Consider the following 17,245-nt stretch of genomic DNA (forward strand, 5'->3'; position numbering starts at 1 on the left):
AAATATGAAACCGTGAATGGCCAGCAGGTGGAGTATTTCGAGGTCACCAACGACAAGGGCGTTGTCTACACCTACCGCGCCCTGGGCGCGATCAATGGGGACACGTCGTCGGGGGATGAATTTGATGCGCTGTTCCGGCGCAAGTTCCTGCTGACGGAGATCCGGGATACGCAACAGACTGCGAATACCGTCACCTACAACTACTTCTTCGCGTCCAAAGCCAATGCGCGGGCGCACCGGCCGGCGTCGGTCACCTATGCCAATGGCTACCAGGTGGTGTTCCGCTACGAGGTACAGTCCGAGCCGGTTGCGTCTTATGCGGTGGGCACGGCGGGCCAGTTCGGGCGGCAGTACTACCGGCTGAAGTCGGTGTTTGTGAAGGATGGGTCGCAAAAGATCCGGGCCTACAAGCTGCAGTATCAGCGCTCTGCGGTGACCCGGGCGCACCAGCTGTCGCGGGTGCGCCTTTACGGCAGCGATTACACGGTGGACGGGAATGACAATATTACCGGCGGCACACAGCAGCCCAGCCCACTGAAGGATCTCGCCTATGCCTCGGATGCGGCGGCGCTCCAGAAGAAGACATACTCAAACACCACTTTCCTCCGCAACGTCCGGGTGTTTGATGCCGACGGCGACAACAGGGATGAATTCGTGGTTCCGACGCGTCATGAACTGATGCCTGAAAAACCTGCAGTTGAGTGCATGATTTCTGATTACCAACGTTATGCGTCTTATCCTGCTCGTCAGTACACGATTTCAAATCAGCAAACTGGAGCATTGACGCAGCAGGCGCCTCACAGCGTATGGGATGATCTGGATATTCTAGAGCCCAATGAAACTGGCAGCCGGTTTGACATACACACTGTTCTCCCGGCGACTGCGGTGTCTGATCAAGCTGTGCTGGCGGCTGAGAAGACCACCCACGTGAGAGATGGTGACATTGTTCGCCCGTCACCTCCATTTCCTGAGTTGCAGTTCTTTGGCCTAAATGGTGCCAATAGTAATTTTAGGGAATTGTCTGCCTATACGTACTTCACCAAAAATGTTGGAAACTTTGATGCTGACGCTGAGTTGGAAGTTCTAATGTTTCCTAGGACTGGCGGGCAGATGCATCTGGTGGATTTGCACCCGGTTACCCAAGACAGTATTATTGGTCAAGGTGCGCCAAGCGCTCACAATCCCAGCGGTCAGAAGATCGATTTGGATGGAGATGGCATGAGCGAGCTCGTGTTTTTGCCATCCAGAGGCAGATACGGTTGGGAGGGAGTGCAAACGGGGTTTTCCGGTCCATATCTCAACGGTGGCACATCACAAGAAACTTGGCTATCGGTAGACTTCAGAGGCAGAGTACCGCACATGACGAACCTGCCGCCAATCGGGCCAGCGATTGCAGATCCGCACAATCCTCTGAACCCTGTTTTCTCAGGCCCTCATGTACCTGTAGACGTGAATGGCGATGGGAAACAGGATCTAGCGTTTGTTTCCGCGTCACTAGTGAACCCCGGGAAACGCGCTATCTTTGTCGCGGTTTCAACAGGTCAGGGGTTTTTATCTCCTGAGGAATGGGTCGATAGCTCGCAAACAGCCGGGCTGCGGGAGATAGCACAATCCAGTGGTTCCTATTCACAATCCTATGTGTCTTCTACTGGAGATGTGAATGGCGATGGTTTGGACGATCTAGTAATCAGCAATCCCTACATCCCTCAGGATCTGAAGTGTGGGAAAGGTATCCCAACTATCAAATACACGCCCATTTTCAGTAACAGCCCTGGCCGTGTTTTCTTGTCGACGGGCACTGGCTTTATTGCGCCTGAGGACAGCGGCATTCCGGAAATCCCGGGTTATGTAGAAACAGGTGACTTCGACGGCAACGGCTTACCGGATTTCATCTCTGAGGACCCGGACAACGGCTCGATCTGGTTCGGTGACGGTGACGTTGCGCACTTGCTGACGGGCCTGACGAATGGCCAGGGCGGCGAGACGGTTGTGGCCTATGCGCCGTCGACGGCGATTGGCAACAACAACAATGATGTGCCCTTCGTGCAGCAGCTGGTTGACAGCATCACTGTGAAAGACGGCCGCGGCCAGTCGCGCAAGACGCGGTTTACTTACGTGAACAACGCCTATGACTACGAGAACCGCCGCCCGCTGGGGTACCGGACGGTGACGGCTTACCTGCCGACGATCCCCGGAGAAAGCGAAGGGCTGCAGGTGGTGACCACCTATCTGAACGGCCACATCGGCGAACGCGGCCGGATCAAGTCTCAGCTGCGCAAGCAGGACGGGACCACCTACTCTCAGGTGATCAACGACTGGAGCGATGTGAATGCGGAGGCGAAAGGCCCTTACCGGGTGACCCGCAGTTCGACCCGCACCAGAACCCGCAGCGGCTCGAAGCTGATCGAGACCATGAAGGCGTTCACTTGGACGGTTTACGGTGCGCCGAAATCGGTAATTGATTACGGCTTCACTAGCGGCGGCACAGATCTGGATCTGTCTGATGACGTCACAACGATGTACTGGTACGAGGTCAATCTTGCGAAGTATCTGGTTTCTTTTCCGGTTCAGAAAAAGGTTATGGCGGGCCGGGATAATACTGGTGACAAGAGCAAGTGGCTTTCGGTGCATCAGTACAAGTATGAAGGTGCTGCAAGCGTTTGGGAAACCACACCCAGCGTGAACCTTGTTAATGTCCGGGATTGGGACGGCGATACTGCTTCCAGCACGAGCCGGTACAGAATAAACAATCAGTATGAATACGATGGCCGGGGTAATGTCACCAAGGAGACGGATGCCGGCGGCAATGCTTCTGTCTTCGCCTACGACACAAAGCGGTATCTGTTCCGGGTGAGGGAGACCAATGCCAAGGGGCATGTGACCGCGACGGCTTGGAACCAGAAGTGCCAGCAGCCGTCGAAAGTCACGGATCCGAACGGGCTGGCGACAACCTACACCTATGACAAGCAGTGCCGGGAGGACTATGCTGCGCTGCCGGGCGGCAACTACGTCGATACCAGGCGCCGGAACCTGGGGGATCCAACGGCCCAGTATATCGAGACGGTCTCACCATCTCCCTCCACGGCTTCAGGCAGCAGCACGCAGATAAGCCGGGAGTATTTCGATGGCCTGGGGCAGGTCTACAAAACCGCGGTGACCGGAACGACTTCCGCGCAAGCGGATATGATCACCACGGTGAAGGGTTTTGATCCGCGGGGCAATTTAAGGTGGGAGAGTATCCCGCTGTCCTTTGCTGATGGCAGCGATGTTTCTGCCATTCCGGCCGGGTCCAAAACCGTCTACAAGTACGATCCGCTGGACCGGGTGATAACCAAGTTTCATCCCGGCGGAGCCAAGGCGACGACGTCCTACGATCATCAAACCATTGGCGGCCTGTCGCATCCGCGAATGATCCTGCGCAGTGAGGAGTGCCCGCCGAGCGGCTTTGCCCCGAACTGCATCGAGGTGCGCCACACCTATGATGCGCGCGGCAACCGGGTGCGGATGGCAATGACGGATCACGAGAGCACCGATGTCGGCGCGTCCGGGATTCACCGGGCAACAATCTACAGCTATGACCTGCTGAACCGCCTGACCGGCGTCACCGACCCGGGCGGTGCCGCCTGGGCCTACACCTATGATGTGCGCGGCAACCGGCTTACCTCTGATGACCCCGGGCTTGGCTATTGGACCATGCGATATGACGCCAACAACAACCTGACCCGCCAGGTGGATGCCAAGGGGCAGGTGATCACCTTCACCTATGACGAGCTGAACCGGGTGACCGAGAAAAAGGTGACCTGGACCGAGGGCGGCAGCCAGGTCAGCGACGTTGTCACCTCGATCTATGATGAGGTCCCGGCGAACGGCTGGAAGACGGGTACCGGCTTCAACACCGGCCAGCTGGTGACCCAGGCGAATGGCGATCACCAGATCGACTACCGCTATGACAGGCAGGGCAATCCCTATTGGGAGCGCCACAAGCTCTTGAACAATGACGATGTATACATAGTTTACCGCAAGTTTCATGAAAGCGGAGCGCTGATCCATTCTGTTTTGCCGAAAGGCACGGGCACAGACAGGGAGGCGACGCCGGACTTCAATTACGATGCCGCTGGCCGGGTAACTGGTTTTGGTAGCTACATCACCAATGTCACCTACAACCTGCGCAACCAGCCGACCTGGACGGATTTCTCCAGCGGCGTGCGCGAGGAGGTGCAGTACAACAACCAGCGCGGCTGGATCAACAAAGTCCGGGTGCATTCGCCCTCAAGCAGCAGCAGCCAGTACCGCGGCCGCCGTACCTATACCCGTTCCGAATCTGGCCGGGTGGTCGAACAATGGGCGGGGAGAGAGACCCAGCGCTTCAACTACTGCTACGACTATGCCGGCCGCCTGCTGGTGGCCGCCGACCTGAACAAGGAGGATCTCACCTGTGCTACCATCGGCAGCTGGAACGGGGAGGGAACACATGCTCAGTTCTTCACTTACCGTTTGGACGGTTCAATGGTGTCGAACAGTGCAATCGGCGGCTACAGCTATGGCGGCCCGGTCAGGCATGCGCCTGCCTCGGTCGCAGGGCAGACCTTCGCTTATGACGCCAACGGCAATATGCTGACGGGCTTGGACGGCAAGGTAATGACCTATGATGGCGAGAACCGGCCGCTGACGGTCTCCAAGGCCGGCAACAGCACCACCTATGTCTATGCTGCCGACGGCACCCGTCTGAAGCGGGTGGAGCAGGTGGATGGGGAAATCACCACCTCGCTCTATGTTGGAGGGGTGGAGATTGTGAACCCCGGCGCCACCGGTCAGGAGGTGCATTGGTACCCGCACCCCAATGTCCGGATGGATTATGCGGACAGCGCGCTGGAAGAGGTGAAGTTCCTGCACCGTGACCAGCTCGACAGCGTCTTTGTCATCACCGATGAGAATGGCGGGCGCGATGCCCAGCGGGACTTCGCGCCGTTCGGCGATGAGACCGAGACGGTGCAGGAGCCGGAAATGGCGGGCTATCCGGAGAAGGAGGACTTCGGCTTCATCGGCGAGCGCGAGGATGAGGCGGCGGGGCTGATGTATCTGAACGCCCGCTACTACGACCCGGAGCTGGCGTCCTTCATCCCGGCCGATGCGCTGGCGGAGGGGGACGGCAATCCTGCCAACTTCAACGCCGCCCCAGCCGAGGCCCCGGCCCAGGCTGCAGCCCAGTAACCGCCCCGCGCCGGGCCGGGGCCTCCCCCGCCCGGCGCAAAGCCCATTGATCAAAAGACCTTCAGGAGAGCAAACATGCTCCGCACCTTGAAAACCCTGCTGCTGACCGCCTTCCTGGCCATATTCGCCACCCAGTCCGCTGCCATGTTCATACAGCCAGATTGGCTGGATACAACAGAGCCAGGCGTAGGAACGAACAGGTACAGTTATTCGTTCAATGACCCTGTTAACCTTCGAGATGACAATGGAAATTTTGCTGTTTTTGGCGCGATAGTGGGTGCTATCGCAGGTGTTGCCGTGCAAGCCGTTTCTGATGCTATAAATGGCGAGGTTAGTAGTGCGGGTGCATATGCTGGAGCCGCTACCGCGGGTGCTATCGCAGGTGCTACAGCAGGATTGGGCACAGCTGCTGCGATTGCCGGGAGTGCAGTTGGTGGAGCGGTAGGAACGGTAGCTGATGCAGTCGTTGACGGTGAGGATGTCACCGCGACGGATGTTGCTGTCGGCACAGTTACCGGTGCGTTAGGAGGGGTTGCAGGACAGGCTGCGGGAAAAGCAGTCAGTAGCGCGGTTGACAACTTGTCACCACATGCAAAGGGCCTAATTGGTGAAAATGTAACGCGTGCAAAAAATCTCGCGCAGGGATATGTTGATACAGGGCGATCAAAAGTGCCGACAGGTGGATTGACACCAACTGGGAAGCCTGCTGCCGCTCATTATGACCATAGAATGACAAATGTTGTCACACAGAGAACAAAGACGGTTGAAAGCAAGTTTAATAATGCAGCTTTAACCAGAAATCAGCGCGCTGCGCAGCAAAATGTTACTGATGACTTTGAAGTTTCTCGGACTACTTCGAAGGACATAGGTAATGCGGCTGCCGCGGAGGTTAGCGGGATTGGCGCTGGTTCAGATACTGATCATGATGAAGACTAAAATGGCGAAAAGAAAACCAGAAAAGAGAGCAGCAAAAATGGCTGCGTTTGAAAGCCTAAAGGCTGGTTTCGAAGCAAGAGTCATACCCGTTTTGCAAGAAGTTGAGTTTGAGAGATCTGTATTTTCATCTCACCACTTCGGAGGTGACAATAGAGAGCCGACATACACATTCATCTCATTGCAAGAAAAAGATTTGTTGGACTTGATTTATTTTCAGATTCGGTCGGATGAACTGTGTATCAAGGTGTATTACAATCGAATTAAGTTCAGTGATGGCCCACGAAGAGTAGATGAATTTCAGGGAAGAACCGGACTGTCGTTATTGCTGATGCCGGTTCGAAAAACGGAGAAGGAAATACATAGATGGCTCCCGATTCCGTTTCTTAAAATCCCAAGAAGCTATGTTGTAACTGATGTTAGGAGTGTGAAAGCGGCTGAAGAAGCCTCTGAAAAAACTATTGCTGAGCTGTGTGGCGACCTAATGAATTTTGACATAATTCGAGCCGAATGGGATGCTGAACATGATCCCGTTGAGGTGGAGTTTGCCACTTTGGCCTAAATCAACACGTTTTCAACTAGACCATCTCTTGTTGCTCTATGCACTCAAAGTTGTCTGAAAGAATTATCGTGTAAGTGCCTTCCAGCCGAGCGCCTCAGCCTTCTGAAACGCATCCCGGTTAACCCGTTGCAACCAAATCAGCTCCGCCCGCTGGTCCTCAGGCACATCCCCAGACCTCGGGAATTTGGAATAAAACTCCGCCTCCAAAATCCGGTAGGCCGCCGTCCCCTTCTTCACCAGCGCATAGGCAAACTGCGGATGGTTCTCCAGCAGCACATCCGCCACCGCCATCGCCTCCCGGTACGCCCCTCGTGCCATCAGACCGTCCAGCACAACCGCGGCAATGACGGCCATTGATTGCTCCGCATCAAGCGGCGCCAGATAGAGCCCGTTGGCCAGCGCCTGATCACTGATTGGCAGCAGGTCGCGGTAATGCTGATCCCGGGCCCGGCCTGCGCCGCTGGTGGCCTCCAGATTGTGCATCACCCCCTGATCGTCGGTGAATTTCACCAGCACATGCAGCGGCGCCAGCGCCGGCGCCATCTCCAGCCCCAGCCGCTGGCCCAGGATGATGAACAGGAACGGCATGGTGATGCAATTGCCGCGCCGGTCCTGCAGGTAGTCGCCCAGCAGCTTGTTCCTCACATCACGGCCATAGGGGTCGTCATGGTCATAGGCAAAGGCGCGCTGTGTGTTCCAGGGCCCGGGTTCGTAGATATAGCGGCGCAGTACTTCCACCTTGGCCCAGGCATCCGCATTATGCGGCAGCATCGCTTGCACTTCGGCTGCCATCCGGTTGATCCCGGCCAATTGCGCCTCAACATCGATGGACGGGTCGATTATACGGTCCACCTCCAGCTTGACCCGCGCCAGATCGGCTGTCTGCATCTCCCGGGCAAAGAGGCGCTGAACGTCTTCAACGGCACCTGCAATGGCAGCGGAGGGAAGCAGTAGAAGCGAAAGGTAGAAAAGAATACGGCGCAACATGCCGCAATCATTAGTGGAAGAGTTGGGCGAAGCAATACCCCTGCTGGCTGAAACGAACCAGCCGCAGAATTGTTTGCTTCGCTGGAACGGAGACGGGCTGAAAGGAGGGGATGAACAGCCTTGCGCTTGCCGCATTTCTGGTCCGGACTTCCTGCGACTTTCCGGTCTTCCTTCAGTGGGGTCGTAAATGCGCTAGGGGCAGGCGATTGACCGAGCTACCCGACTCGACCTACGATGCAGCCATGACTTATGCCTTCCATACGCTGCAACGAATATCCGCCTGATCTGAATTCCAGACAGCGGAAGCGGCGTAGTGCGGGACGGGCCTTATACCCCCTGTAGCTCCAAATCAGAGTGTACCCCCGGGTGCAAATCCCGGCGTTTCCACCAAGATTCATTGGAGGAAAGAGGTATGTCACGAGACGAACTGAGAAGCGCGACCGCGCGAGAGCTCTTGCAGGAGATCAGGTCCCGATTGAGGGAAACACACTCAGATCCCGTCGGCTTCATCTGGTCAAGATTGTTCCCGGACATTCAGTATGAGCCGTCCAACCGGGAACACCGCAAGCTGGTGGAAACAGCAACAGATTGGCTCGAAGCTGAGCTGGCCCTGCTTCATCGCTCGTTGAGCGCAGATCGCCCATTTAGTGTCGATGACGCGATCTCCTTGCTGCGTGACCGCGTGAATTACATCGAAAAATCAATGGCTCGCCCAAAGCGCAGACACTCTGGGAGTGGGCGTGATGACGGTTGAAGAGCGTGTAATCATCAAGATGCTCGTGGCATGGTCCGAAAGCCCCAACTACGCCCGAAGCTGGCTGATAAAGAAGCACGACGCATTCAACGGCAGACGGCCGATTGAACTCTGTAACAGTGGCGAGGTGTTTCGCTTAGCTCGTTACATTCGAGACTTGAAACGCGAAGCTTGGAAGATGTGAACTGTACCGCTGCTATGGGCTACGATAGTTCCGCCTGCCGAGAGGCAATCAGTCCTGGCCGACAAGCATCCCCAAGCAAGGCAAGGCACGGCCTCAACCGGCAGTGCCGCGCTTGGCGTAGACGAGGTTGCCCCCAGCATCGAGGCCTACTCCGCGGCCGAGTGATTGGCGTCGGCCAAAGAATTCCTCTTCAGCTTCCGTCGGATGCCCCATCTTTTTGGTGAATGTATCCAGCCACGTATTCTCCTCGTCATCATGCGGTCGTGTGAAAGCATAATTGCCTTCGAGCACGGTTGAGATGCGAGCGTAGTCGAAACTGCCGGAGCGCTCGATGGCCCGGCCAATTTTCAGCCAGTGGGTGACCTGACCAGTCAATGAGCGGCCATTCAATCGTGCCTCGCGGCGGACCAAGGCCATGATCTCATCAGCAAGTTTCACAGTTTGGGCCATATTCGATACCTGAACTGATTTATGGGCAGCGACAGGTCATCTTAGCCCCAAAAATTGGTCGTCGTCACCCTGGGGAAACTCGGCTGGGGCGGCGGGCGGGAAGCAGGAGTGTAGATGTAGAACACCCGACTTGATCTGCTTGCTCCTAACCGGGAGGCCCTGGTCAGATTTCCACCTCGGTGAGGGCCAGCAGGCGCTCTTTGATGCCAACTTCAATCATACCGGCAGCCTGTAGCAGCTTCTCTGACCACATCGGTCCCTGTTGAAGAGCCTCGTTCCAAACACGCTGAAGTTCATATGGCCGATCTTCGAGCAGCACTTCGATGAGTGCCTGGGCTTGAGCCAAGTCTTTGCGGGCTTCGGCCTGGCTCTGGTCCGTGTCTGTGCGCATGCGAGCTTCAAAAAGCTTATGCACAGCGTAGCGCTCAGGCGCAGGCACATTGACCGGAACACCGATACCGTGGAGGGCAACTGCGTTGACTTTCCCTTTGATGAGGAAACCCAGAAAACCGAGGATCTCGTCATCGCCCTGGATCACATTTCTCTCTGCAACACGGCAACGGCGCTCAGGGCCCGCAAGAGGGCGCAGGATACAGACTGAGAATTCTTCCTGAGTTCCAGAGCCGAGCACATACTTCAGGGATCTCGTTCTGTCGAACGCTTGAGGTGCAAGTCGAAACCTCTCGTCAACAATGTGCAGGTGGGGCAGCAGATCACCCTCAATTGGATCATCGACGTAGATAGAGATTGATTGAGGTTCGGCTGAATCGGAAGCCTGGGTAATTCTCTTGTTGAAACGAACGCCCAGCATTGGACCGTAGGTCTGGAACGCGAGGGTGCCAACGATGACGGCCTGCAGACGGGATACGCCCGCTTCACAGAGAGCCGAAAGAACTTTGCCGCTCATGGCATCTGGCGCCGGCAGCCCTGCTGCTCTCAGCGCGCGGATCATTGAGATGCGGTCCCTGCGAATGCGCTTGAGATCGCGCAACTCATCAACTCGCTGACGCACAGCGCCGGTGTCGGTGCCAAGATAGAGGTCCTTACGTGAACCAGTTCCAACAGGAGAAGTCTTGAAATACCAGTAATCGCGACCTTTCACGGATCGCTTGTATGGCGTGCCGCCAGCTTCGAGCAACTCTGCGTACGAGCCGCCCCAACTTCGGTCGACCACATCAGCATAGAGCGTCTGAAGTGACACGGGCAGCCATTCGGTCAAGGTTTAGCTCCCTGAAACAACGAGATTTACCGACAAAAACAAGAAAGTGTCTGTAACTTTCCAACGGCGAAAGCATGAATGCAAGTACGAAGAGGAGAGATAGTCGGCGGCGACAGCGAGGCGACTAGTATGCTGGGGGTGATTTCTTGATTGGTGTGACCGTTGAGGATGGCTGGCCCTAGCATATCCTTCCTAGTTGCTTCGCTGGTGTCTGGGTGTTCGGCGTCAATTCGAGCCTCAGTGGTGAGGTGCGGTGAAGCTTTTGGGTTGTACTTTGCGACAACTGGTGCACCATGCGTGGAGGTAAACTGCGTCACAGTTGATTCTGGGAAGCTTGCACCACTCATTCGAGCGACAGTTAAGCTGATCGTGCAAAACTATGGGCAAAAAGTGCAAAACTATGCGCAAGTGGCGCGCAATGTTATGGGCGAGTGCCTTGGAAATTTGTCAAGAAAATCAATGAGCGTGACGCAACTTTATGGGCAATCCTACAAAACTTTGTAGGATCGCCCAAAAGCGTGTTTTTGACCCATACTTTTGCGCAAATTGCCCATAGTTTTGGTTCTGGCACACGCTAAGGGGGAGGCAGATACTGAAAGCTGCGAAATCCTCTTGTCAGGGTTGATCACAGGGTTTCTCGCTCTGCTGGCTTTTTCATGATTGTCGTTCTGGTAGCTATAGTCTCCATGAGAGCGGTGAACTGTGGGCTGACGGCTAAAGAAGGTTTCAAGCACAAACAGGCCCTAAAGGACTTCCAGGAAGCCCCGTGCGGCTGAGATAGGACTTTCCCCTCCGCATGGTTGTTTTCTGCCTTCTAAGAGGCGCTAACGGTACTGCGTTGCCAAGCATCCCTCGCAGGTGTAGCAGGGGAGCATCGATGCAATGCAAGCGTTCGAGTCCCGGCTGCCTAAAGGCTGCTGAGCGAGACGCTGCTGCCGTCCGCTGCAGCCGCAACCTGGGTATTGGTCAGCGTCAGCTTCGCGGAGGAAGCGCCCTTTGCAAACTTGGCCGTTTGAAGCAACCAGGTGAGGTTTTACGCTGCGGCGCGGCCCGCCGTTCCGGTCGTTCGCTGCGACTGCGAGGTTTTGCAGCCGGTGAGCTCACACAGTGCGGGACGTTGCTGCCGTTCGCTACAGGCGCAGCCAGGTCAACCCAGCGCGTCCGCTTTGCGCAACAACGCCTCTGGCACGGCCCCGCTTTCGTTCAGGGCCTCCATGATCTCCTCCCATAGCCCCGCCAGCGTCCAGCGCCGGATCTGGCGGTAGACGCTCGACCACTTGCCAAACTCTTCCGGCAGATCGCGCCATGGCGCGCCGGTCCGGGCAATCCAGAATATCCCGTCAAGAACAAGGCGATGATTGGTAGGTTTGCGACCATTCGGGGCGCGGGCAGAATGGATGAAACGCTCAAAGAACGCCCATTCTTCGTTCGTCATTAGGTCTCGTGCCAAGCTGGTCTCCATCGCAGATACCAGCTTGAATCACGTTCAGCGCTGCCTGTGAATCCCTTTTGTCAACACGACCTAGGCTACAGGCTAGTTTATACCATTTGCCTTCTGCAGTTCCCGCACATACCGGGTGATGCCCTTAACGTCGCCATCCGTCAGCCCCTGCTGCGGAGGCATGCTGCCGAATTCCCAGTGGTGCGCCCGCACGCCATTTCGGACAGCCAGCAGGAAGGCAGCGTCGCCATGGTGCGAGGGTTCATAGATCTTATGAACCAGCGGCGGCCCCATGCCGTTGCGCCCCGCAGCATTCTCTCCGTGGCAATCGGCGCAGACCGCGTCAAAGGCGCGCTTGCCGATCAGTGCGGTTTCGCTCAACTCCGGGGGCAGCTGAACCGCCGTGAGCGGGGCGCCGGGCTCCAGAACGGCGCGCTGCGCGGATGCATCCTTCCCACCAGCGCTGCTGTAGACAAAGTAGGCAGCCGCCGCTGAGACGGCTGCGGCGGCTGCGATGGCCAGTTTTTTGTTCATGAGAGTGTCTTTCTTCTTTGCTATTCAAAGGGATCTTGGAGCCGGAACTCGGGCCAGACTGTGCCGCCGGCTTGCGGACGCCGGGCGGCGCTCCCCGCCGGAGCGCGCTGCATAGGACCGGATTTCCTGATAACGGATCCGCACATCCTCGCTTTGCTGATAGAAACGGAACAGATCCTTCAGCGGCGCGGAAAACTCCTTATGCGCGGCCAGCATTGCCACCAGCGCACCCAGCGAGACCCGCTCCTGCAGCACGAAGTAGCCGCCGAGGGAATAGAACAGAAATGGGGTCAGGGCAGTCAGGAAGTTGTTAATGGCCTTGGCCAGAAACTTCAGCCGGTGGATCTGCAGGCGCAGGTCCTGCAGGTGGCGGAAGCTGTGGGCGACCGGCAGCGCGCCCTGCCCTGCATCCCGCATTTGCCGGTCCAGAAGAACGCCAAGCTGGCGCATCGAACGGATGCGCTTGCGGGACACGGCATTCACCTGCCGCTGCAGCCGTGGCACGATGATCAGCTGCAGCGGAAGCACCGTCAGAGCGGCGGCAGCGAGGATCGGGTCCTGCACGAACATGAACAGAAGGATTGTTGCCAGGGTTCCGCCTTGCAGCAGCGGAACCGCCAGCAGTTCAGAGGCAAAGCCGCCGACAGGTTCGGCCTCGGGGCCGAGAACCGGCATGATGGCAGGCTGGCGCTGTGCGGGCTGGTCCCGCCGCCACTGGCGGTAAACTGCAAGGCGGAGACGCCGCACAAACCGTTCCGCCACCCTCCCTTTGCAGATGTTCAGCCAGTATTTATTAAGGCCATTGAGTGAAATTGCGGCCAAGTAGGCACCGCAAAGCAGGAACAGCAGAGAGATTTGTGAAACTTGATATCCCAGCATCATAACCGCGCCGTCCTGGCCTTCGAGGACACGGTTCACGATCTGTTTGGGCAGTTCGAGAGTGAGGTACAGGATCGGCATGGCGGTGAGGCTGAGCAGGACAAGGGCTGCCTGCTGCTTGCCAGTGGTGTGTATGATTTGCCGCGGCAGGCTGGCCCAATTGCCGGCTGTGGTCACCTCCGGAGGGCGAACGGTTGCGGAAGCCGCCTGAAGCCGCCTGCGCAGCAGCAGGGCCGTCTGGACGGCCAGGGTTGCCGCCAGCAGCGCGGGGGCCAGAACCAGCACCAGATGCATCATCGGGTGAAGCCAGGCAGGCGCACTGCTGTCATAGCTGAAACCCAGCGCCGCCGCCGCGTCATGCGCAAGAGTGTGGAATTCAGGCATCATTTCTCAGGTCTGAGTACCGGGAGGCGGGGGGTGCCCGCCTCCCATCCGGGATTACTTCAACGCTGTTACGGTCAGCTTGCCCTTGATCCGCTCGGCAGTGAATTCGATGGCGTCGCCGGCCTTCAGCTGGTCCAGCATTGCGTCGTCGGCGACCCGGAACACCATGGTCATAGCGGGCATGTCCAGGTCCACCAGTTCCTCGTGAATGATGGTGACCTTGCCGGTCTTGGCATCGACCTTTTTGACCGTGCCCGCGGTAAAGGTGCCGCCGCCGTCCGCCAGCACAGCAACCGGCCCATGCATACCGGATTCATAGTGGCCGGGGATCAGGCAAGCGAACTCAAAGGTGCCTTCGTTGGAGAAGGTCCAGACCACTTCGCCGCTGGCACCCGGGTCCAGACGCACCGAGTTCGGGTCGTCATGCTCCATCTCCATCTTGGCCATCATCTCCTTGTGGTGAACATTGCGTTCTGCCGTATCCAGCACGAATTCATGCTCCAGCTCGCCAGCGTTGGTGATCACGAATTTGACCGTCTCACCTTTGCCAAAGGAGAAGCTGGACGGTTCAAACAGCATCTCACCGTCGTCGGTTTCCTTCATGGTGACGGCGACTTCTCGGTCCGCGTGGGCCGCCTCGCCGGGTTTTCCGACCTCCATTTCATCATGGTGGCCGCCGCCGTGAGTGCCGCCGGCAAAGGCCGGAGCCGCGGAAAGAACACCAATAAGGGCTGCATATAGGATCTTGCTCATGACTGTTTCCTCGTCAGATTTGGATGGATTTGGATGGATTTGGATGGATTTGGATGGATTTGGGTGGGGGCCAAAGGGTCAGCCCTTGGCAGATGGTTTCGGGGTAATGCGGGTCTGCGCGTCTTCGGCGCGGGCAAAGTCCGGCAGTTCGCCGGTCCACTCATAGGCCTGGGTGCCGGGCGGGTTTTCGTACCAGCCCGGGTCGCTGTAGTCGTTTGCATCAATGCCCTTGCGCACCTTCACGACCGAGAACATGCCGCCCATTTCCAGCGGTCCGTGCGGGCCCCAGCCCGCCATCATCGGCACGGTGTTGTCGGGCAGCGGCATCGACATTTCGCCCATATCCGCCATGCCAGCGGTGCCCATCGGCATGTATTCGGGCTGCAGATTGCGGATCTGGCCCGTCAGCTTGCGCTTGTCAGTGCCGATGAAGGTCGGGACGTCATGGCCCATCGCGTTCATCGTGTGGTGCGACTTGTGGCAATGGATCGCCCAGTCGCCCGGATGCACCGCGTCGAACTCATAGGCGCGCATGGCGCCGACAGGAATGTCGATCGACACCTCCGGCCAGCGCGCGCTTTCGGGCACCCAGCCGCCATCAGTGCAGGTGACCTCGAAATCATAGCCATGCATGTGGATCGGGTGGTTGGTCATGGTCAGGTTGCCGGTCCTGACCCGTACCCGGTCGCCCTGGTTCACAACCAGTGGGTCGATGTCCGGGAAGATCCGGCTATTCCAGCACCACAGGTTGAAGTCCGTCATCTCCATCACCCGCGGCACATAGGAGCCGGGGTCGATATCAAAGGCGTTGAGCATGATCAGGAAGTCCCGGTCCACCCGCATGAAGTCCGGATCCTTGGGATGCACGATGAACATGCCCATCATCCCCATCGCCATCTGCACCATCTCATCCGCGTGCGGGTGGTACATGAAAGTGCCGGATTTGATCAGGTCGAACTCATAGACAAAGGTCTTGCCCGGCGGGATGCCCGGATGGCTGAGGCCGCCAACCCCGTCCATGCCCGAAGGCAGGATCATCCCGTGCCAATGCACCGAGGTATGTTCGGGCAGCTTGTTGGTCACGAAGATCCGCACCCGGTCGCCCTCCACCGCCTCGATGGTGGGGCCGGTGGATTGGCCGTTATAGCCCCACAGATGGGCAATCATGCCGTCGGCCAGCTCGCGCTCGACAGGTTCGGCGACCAGGTGGAATTCCTTCACCCCGTTGTTCATCCGAAACGGCAGCGTCCAGCCGTTCAGGGTGACCACGGGGTTGTAATCCGGCCCGGTCGCGGGGGACAGCGGCGGCTGGGTTGCTGCGCTGTCCATTGTGGCGGCTTCGGGCAGACCCATGTTGGCGGTCTTGCCCCAGGCCTGGCTGGACACCAGCGCCGCACCCGCGGCGCCGGCCCCAAGCAGTTGACGTCTGTTCATCATCTCATGTGATCCTTTCAATGGCCTGCACCGCCGCCGGCTGCGATTTCATTACTGCCGCCCTGCGGGGCTGATCCTGCGCCGCCGCCGTAGATCGCGGCGCTGACATTTGCCTGGGCCAGCCAGAAATCGCGCTTGGCATTGGCCGCCTCCAGAGAGCCCGCCAGTTTTTCGCGCACGTCGGTCAGCAGCTCGAAAGTGCTGGTGATCATGCCGTTGTAGCTGAGCAGCCCTTCCTCCTCGATTGTCCTGCGCAGCGGCACCAGCACGTCGCGGTAGTGGCGCGCGATCTCATAGGAGGAGTGATAGGCCAGCTCTGCGCTGCGGGCTTCGGAGCGGATATTGACCGCCCGTTCAGCCAATGTGTTGGCCGCCTGCAAATAAGCCAGCTCTGCCTTGCGCATCCGCGCCTTGCCGGTGTCAAAGACCGGAATGGCGAATTCCAGTTCCAGCTGTGGAAGGGTTTCTGTATGGGTTTCCCCATCCTCCCGCTCGCGCTCCGCCTCGGCGCCGGCAATCAGCTCCAGATCGGTAACCAGCCGGGTCCGGTCCGTCAGGCCAAAGGCACGGGCCTGCGCCTCCAGCCCAAGTTTGGCAACCTTCAGATCAACGCGGTTTGCTAGCGCTGCCTTTTCGATCGACGCCACCCGCGGCAGGGATTTCGGCAGGACCGGCAGAGCATCGGGCACATAAAAGCTGGCATCGCTGCCCCACAGGCCCATCAGGCGTGTGAGTTCTTCCTTGGCCAGCTGCGCCTCCAGCCTGGCACGGGCCACTTGCCCCGCGAGCTCTGCATTGAAGGCGAACTCCCGCGCCTGTCCCGCCTTGTTCAGCGCACCGGTCTTGCCAAGCTGGCTGGCCAGCTCGGCCCCGGCTGCAGCCGTCCCGCTGGCCTTGCGCAGATAGCTCAGCCGTTCAAACGCGGCCACGGAATTGATCCAGGCGGCCCGGGTCTGGCCGGCCAGCGCCAATGTATCGTTCACTGCGTTCAGCTGCGCCTGCTGAAACCGCGCCTCAGCCACCGCGATGCGCTGTTTGCGGGTCTTCACGTCCAGCAGGTTCACGGCAATGGTCGATTCCAGCGCCCGGTACAGGCCCAGTTCCGGCGCGCCGATCCCCATCAGGCCGATTGAGACCACGGGGTTTTCCGGCGTCATCTGCTGCCAGACATCAGCTGCCGAAAGGCCAACCGCGGCATAAGACGCTTGCAGACCCTTGTTGTTCAAAAGCGCCGCCTGCACCGCGGTCTCGGCAGAAATTGTCCTGCCACGAACCAGCTGCCGGACTTCCTTGGCCAGCGCTTCGTTCTGAGCCTGTGTCTGGGCAAAGGCCGTGCGTTTGCCGATGGCGGCCGAGGTCTGGCTGGAAACCTCTTCAAATCCGGTCTGCGGACTGGTGTATTTCTCCGGCACCGCGGCCGAACAGGCGGCCAGCACCAGGGGCGACGCCAAGAGTACGCGCCAAGTTTTCGCTGACATCAATGGTTCTCCTGCTGCTCGTTGACACGGCGCCACGACGCC

At 58.3% G+C, this 17,245-nt stretch carries 13 protein-coding genes, 1 tRNA gene and 1 pseudogene; 6 read left to right on the top strand and 9 right to left on the bottom strand.

Features of this window, described 5'->3' with window-relative positions; all coding sequences use genetic code 11:
* The first annotated feature begins 12 nt into the window (after window positions 1–12).
* From RA26_RS15490 to RA26_RS15495, 3 genes are all read left to right on the top strand, one after another.
* Window positions 13–5,211 (top strand): toxin TcdB middle/N-terminal domain-containing protein, encoded by a 5,199-nt coding sequence (locus RA26_RS15490; RefSeq protein ID WP_206540435.1) that lies wholly within the window; start codon window positions 13–15, stop codon window positions 5,209–5,211.
* A gap of 75 nt (window positions 5,212–5,286) precedes the next feature.
* Window positions 5,287–6,147, top strand: a complete 861-nt coding sequence (locus tag RA26_RS22700) for a hypothetical protein (RefSeq protein WP_152612628.1) — start codon at window positions 5,287–5,289, stop codon at window positions 6,145–6,147.
* A complete protein-coding gene (locus tag RA26_RS15495; RefSeq protein WP_152612629.1) occupies window positions 6,134–6,706 on the top strand; it encodes a hypothetical protein in 573 nt (190 codons plus the stop codon). Before RA26_RS22700 ends, RA26_RS15495 begins: the two co-directional genes overlap by 14 nt.
* A gap of 63 nt (window positions 6,707–6,769) precedes the next feature.
* Here RA26_RS15495 and RA26_RS15500 read toward each other — a convergent pair whose 3' ends face one another.
* On the bottom strand, window positions 6,770–7,594 hold the full coding sequence (locus RA26_RS15500; protein WP_193747626.1) for a transglutaminase family protein: 825 nt from the start codon (window positions 7,592–7,594) through the stop codon (window positions 6,770–6,772).
* A gap of 400 nt (window positions 7,595–7,994) precedes the next feature.
* On the opposite strand from RA26_RS15500, the gene RA26_RS22705 reads away from it, so the two are divergent.
* The 3 genes from RA26_RS22705 (at window position 7,995) to RA26_RS15510 (ending at window position 8,631) form a co-directional block, all read left to right on the top strand.
* Window positions 7,995–8,083 (top strand) — tRNA-OTHER (locus RA26_RS22705).
* 22 nt (window positions 8,084–8,105) lie between these two features.
* Window positions 8,106–8,447: a hypothetical protein gene (locus tag RA26_RS15505; protein ID WP_039185066.1), complete on the top strand. Its 342-nt coding sequence runs from the start codon at window positions 8,106–8,108 to the stop codon at window positions 8,445–8,447.
* A complete protein-coding gene (locus RA26_RS15510; protein WP_039185068.1) occupies window positions 8,437–8,631 on the top strand; it encodes an antitoxin Xre/MbcA/ParS toxin-binding domain-containing protein in 195 nt (64 codons plus the stop codon). Before RA26_RS15505 ends, RA26_RS15510 begins: the two co-directional genes overlap by 11 nt.
* Before the next feature lie 93 nt (window positions 8,632–8,724).
* On the opposite strand, the gene RA26_RS15515 is transcribed toward RA26_RS15510, so the two are convergent.
* The 8 genes and pseudogenes from RA26_RS15515 to RA26_RS15550 form a co-directional block, all read right to left on the bottom strand.
* Window positions 8,725–9,081 (bottom strand): TA system antitoxin ParD family protein, encoded by a 357-nt coding sequence (locus RA26_RS15515; RefSeq protein WP_039185070.1) that lies wholly within the window; start codon window positions 9,079–9,081, stop codon window positions 8,725–8,727.
* Window positions 9,082–9,244: 163 nt separating this feature from the next.
* The gene (locus RA26_RS15520; protein WP_052272445.1) at window positions 9,245–10,300 is read right to left on the bottom strand and encodes a GSU2403 family nucleotidyltransferase fold protein; all 1,056 of its coding nucleotides are present in this window, start codon (window positions 10,298–10,300) and stop codon (window positions 9,245–9,247) included.
* 1,174 nt (window positions 10,301–11,474) lie between these two features.
* Window positions 11,475–11,762 (bottom strand): annotated as a pseudogene (locus RA26_RS15525) (transposase); the annotation flags it as partial.
* Window positions 11,763–11,834: 72 nt separating this feature from the next.
* Window positions 11,835–12,275, bottom strand: coding sequence for a c-type cytochrome (locus RA26_RS15530; RefSeq protein WP_039185071.1), 441 nt, complete (start codon window positions 12,273–12,275; stop codon window positions 11,835–11,837).
* A 24-nt stretch (window positions 12,276–12,299) separates the two neighbouring features.
* Window positions 12,300–13,538, bottom strand: a complete 1,239-nt coding sequence (locus tag RA26_RS15535; protein WP_152612630.1) for an ABC transporter ATP-binding protein — start codon at window positions 13,536–13,538, stop codon at window positions 12,300–12,302.
* A gap of 54 nt (window positions 13,539–13,592) precedes the next feature.
* Window positions 13,593–14,291 (bottom strand): copper-binding protein, encoded by a 699-nt coding sequence (locus RA26_RS15540; RefSeq protein WP_039185073.1) that lies wholly within the window; start codon window positions 14,289–14,291, stop codon window positions 13,593–13,595.
* A 78-nt stretch (window positions 14,292–14,369) separates the two neighbouring features.
* Window positions 14,370–15,728: a multicopper oxidase family protein gene (locus tag RA26_RS15545; RefSeq protein ID WP_039185075.1), complete on the bottom strand. Its 1,359-nt coding sequence runs from the start codon at window positions 15,726–15,728 to the stop codon at window positions 14,370–14,372.
* 14 nt (window positions 15,729–15,742) lie between these two features.
* Window positions 15,743–17,203, bottom strand: coding sequence for a TolC family protein (locus tag RA26_RS15550; RefSeq protein ID WP_039185078.1), 1,461 nt, complete (start codon window positions 17,201–17,203; stop codon window positions 15,743–15,745).
* Window positions 17,204–17,245 lie beyond the last annotated feature (42 nt).

Source organism: Leisingera sp. ANG-M7 (assembly GCF_000813965.1).
In the GTDB taxonomy this organism is placed as follows: domain Bacteria; phylum Pseudomonadota; class Alphaproteobacteria; order Rhodobacterales; family Rhodobacteraceae; genus Leisingera.

Excerpts from the sequence above, each read along its gene's own strand:
- RA26_RS22700 (WP_152612628.1), top strand. The coding sequence starts at position 5,287 with ATGCTCCGCACCTTGAAAACCCTGCTGCTGACCGCCTTCCTGGCCATA.
- RA26_RS15495 (WP_152612629.1), top strand. The coding sequence starts at position 6,134 with ATGATGAAGACTAAAATGGCGAAAAGAAAACCAGAAAAGAGAGCAGCA.
- RA26_RS15500 (WP_193747626.1), bottom strand. The coding sequence starts at position 7,594 with ATGCAGACAGCCGATCTGGCGCGGGTCAAGCTGGAGGTGGACCGTATA.
- RA26_RS15505 (WP_039185066.1), top strand. The coding sequence starts at position 8,106 with ATGTCACGAGACGAACTGAGAAGCGCGACCGCGCGAGAGCTCTTGCAG.
- RA26_RS15510 (WP_039185068.1), top strand. The coding sequence starts at position 8,437 with ATGACGGTTGAAGAGCGTGTAATCATCAAGATGCTCGTGGCATGGTCC.
- RA26_RS15515 (WP_039185070.1), bottom strand. The coding sequence starts at position 9,081 with ATGGCCCAAACTGTGAAACTTGCTGATGAGATCATGGCCTTGGTCCGC.
- RA26_RS15530 (WP_039185071.1), bottom strand. The coding sequence starts at position 12,275 with ATGAACAAAAAACTGGCCATCGCAGCCGCCGCAGCCGTCTCAGCGGCG.
- RA26_RS15535 (WP_152612630.1), bottom strand. The coding sequence starts at position 13,538 with ATGCCTGAATTCCACACTCTTGCGCATGACGCGGCGGCGGCGCTGGGT.
- RA26_RS15540 (WP_039185073.1), bottom strand. The coding sequence starts at position 14,291 with ATGAGCAAGATCCTATATGCAGCCCTTATTGGTGTTCTTTCCGCGGCT.
- RA26_RS15545 (WP_039185075.1), bottom strand. The coding sequence starts at position 15,728 with ATGATGAACAGACGTCAACTGCTTGGGGCCGGCGCCGCGGGTGCGGCG.
- RA26_RS15550 (WP_039185078.1), bottom strand. The coding sequence starts at position 17,203 with ATGTCAGCGAAAACTTGGCGCGTACTCTTGGCGTCGCCCCTGGTGCTG.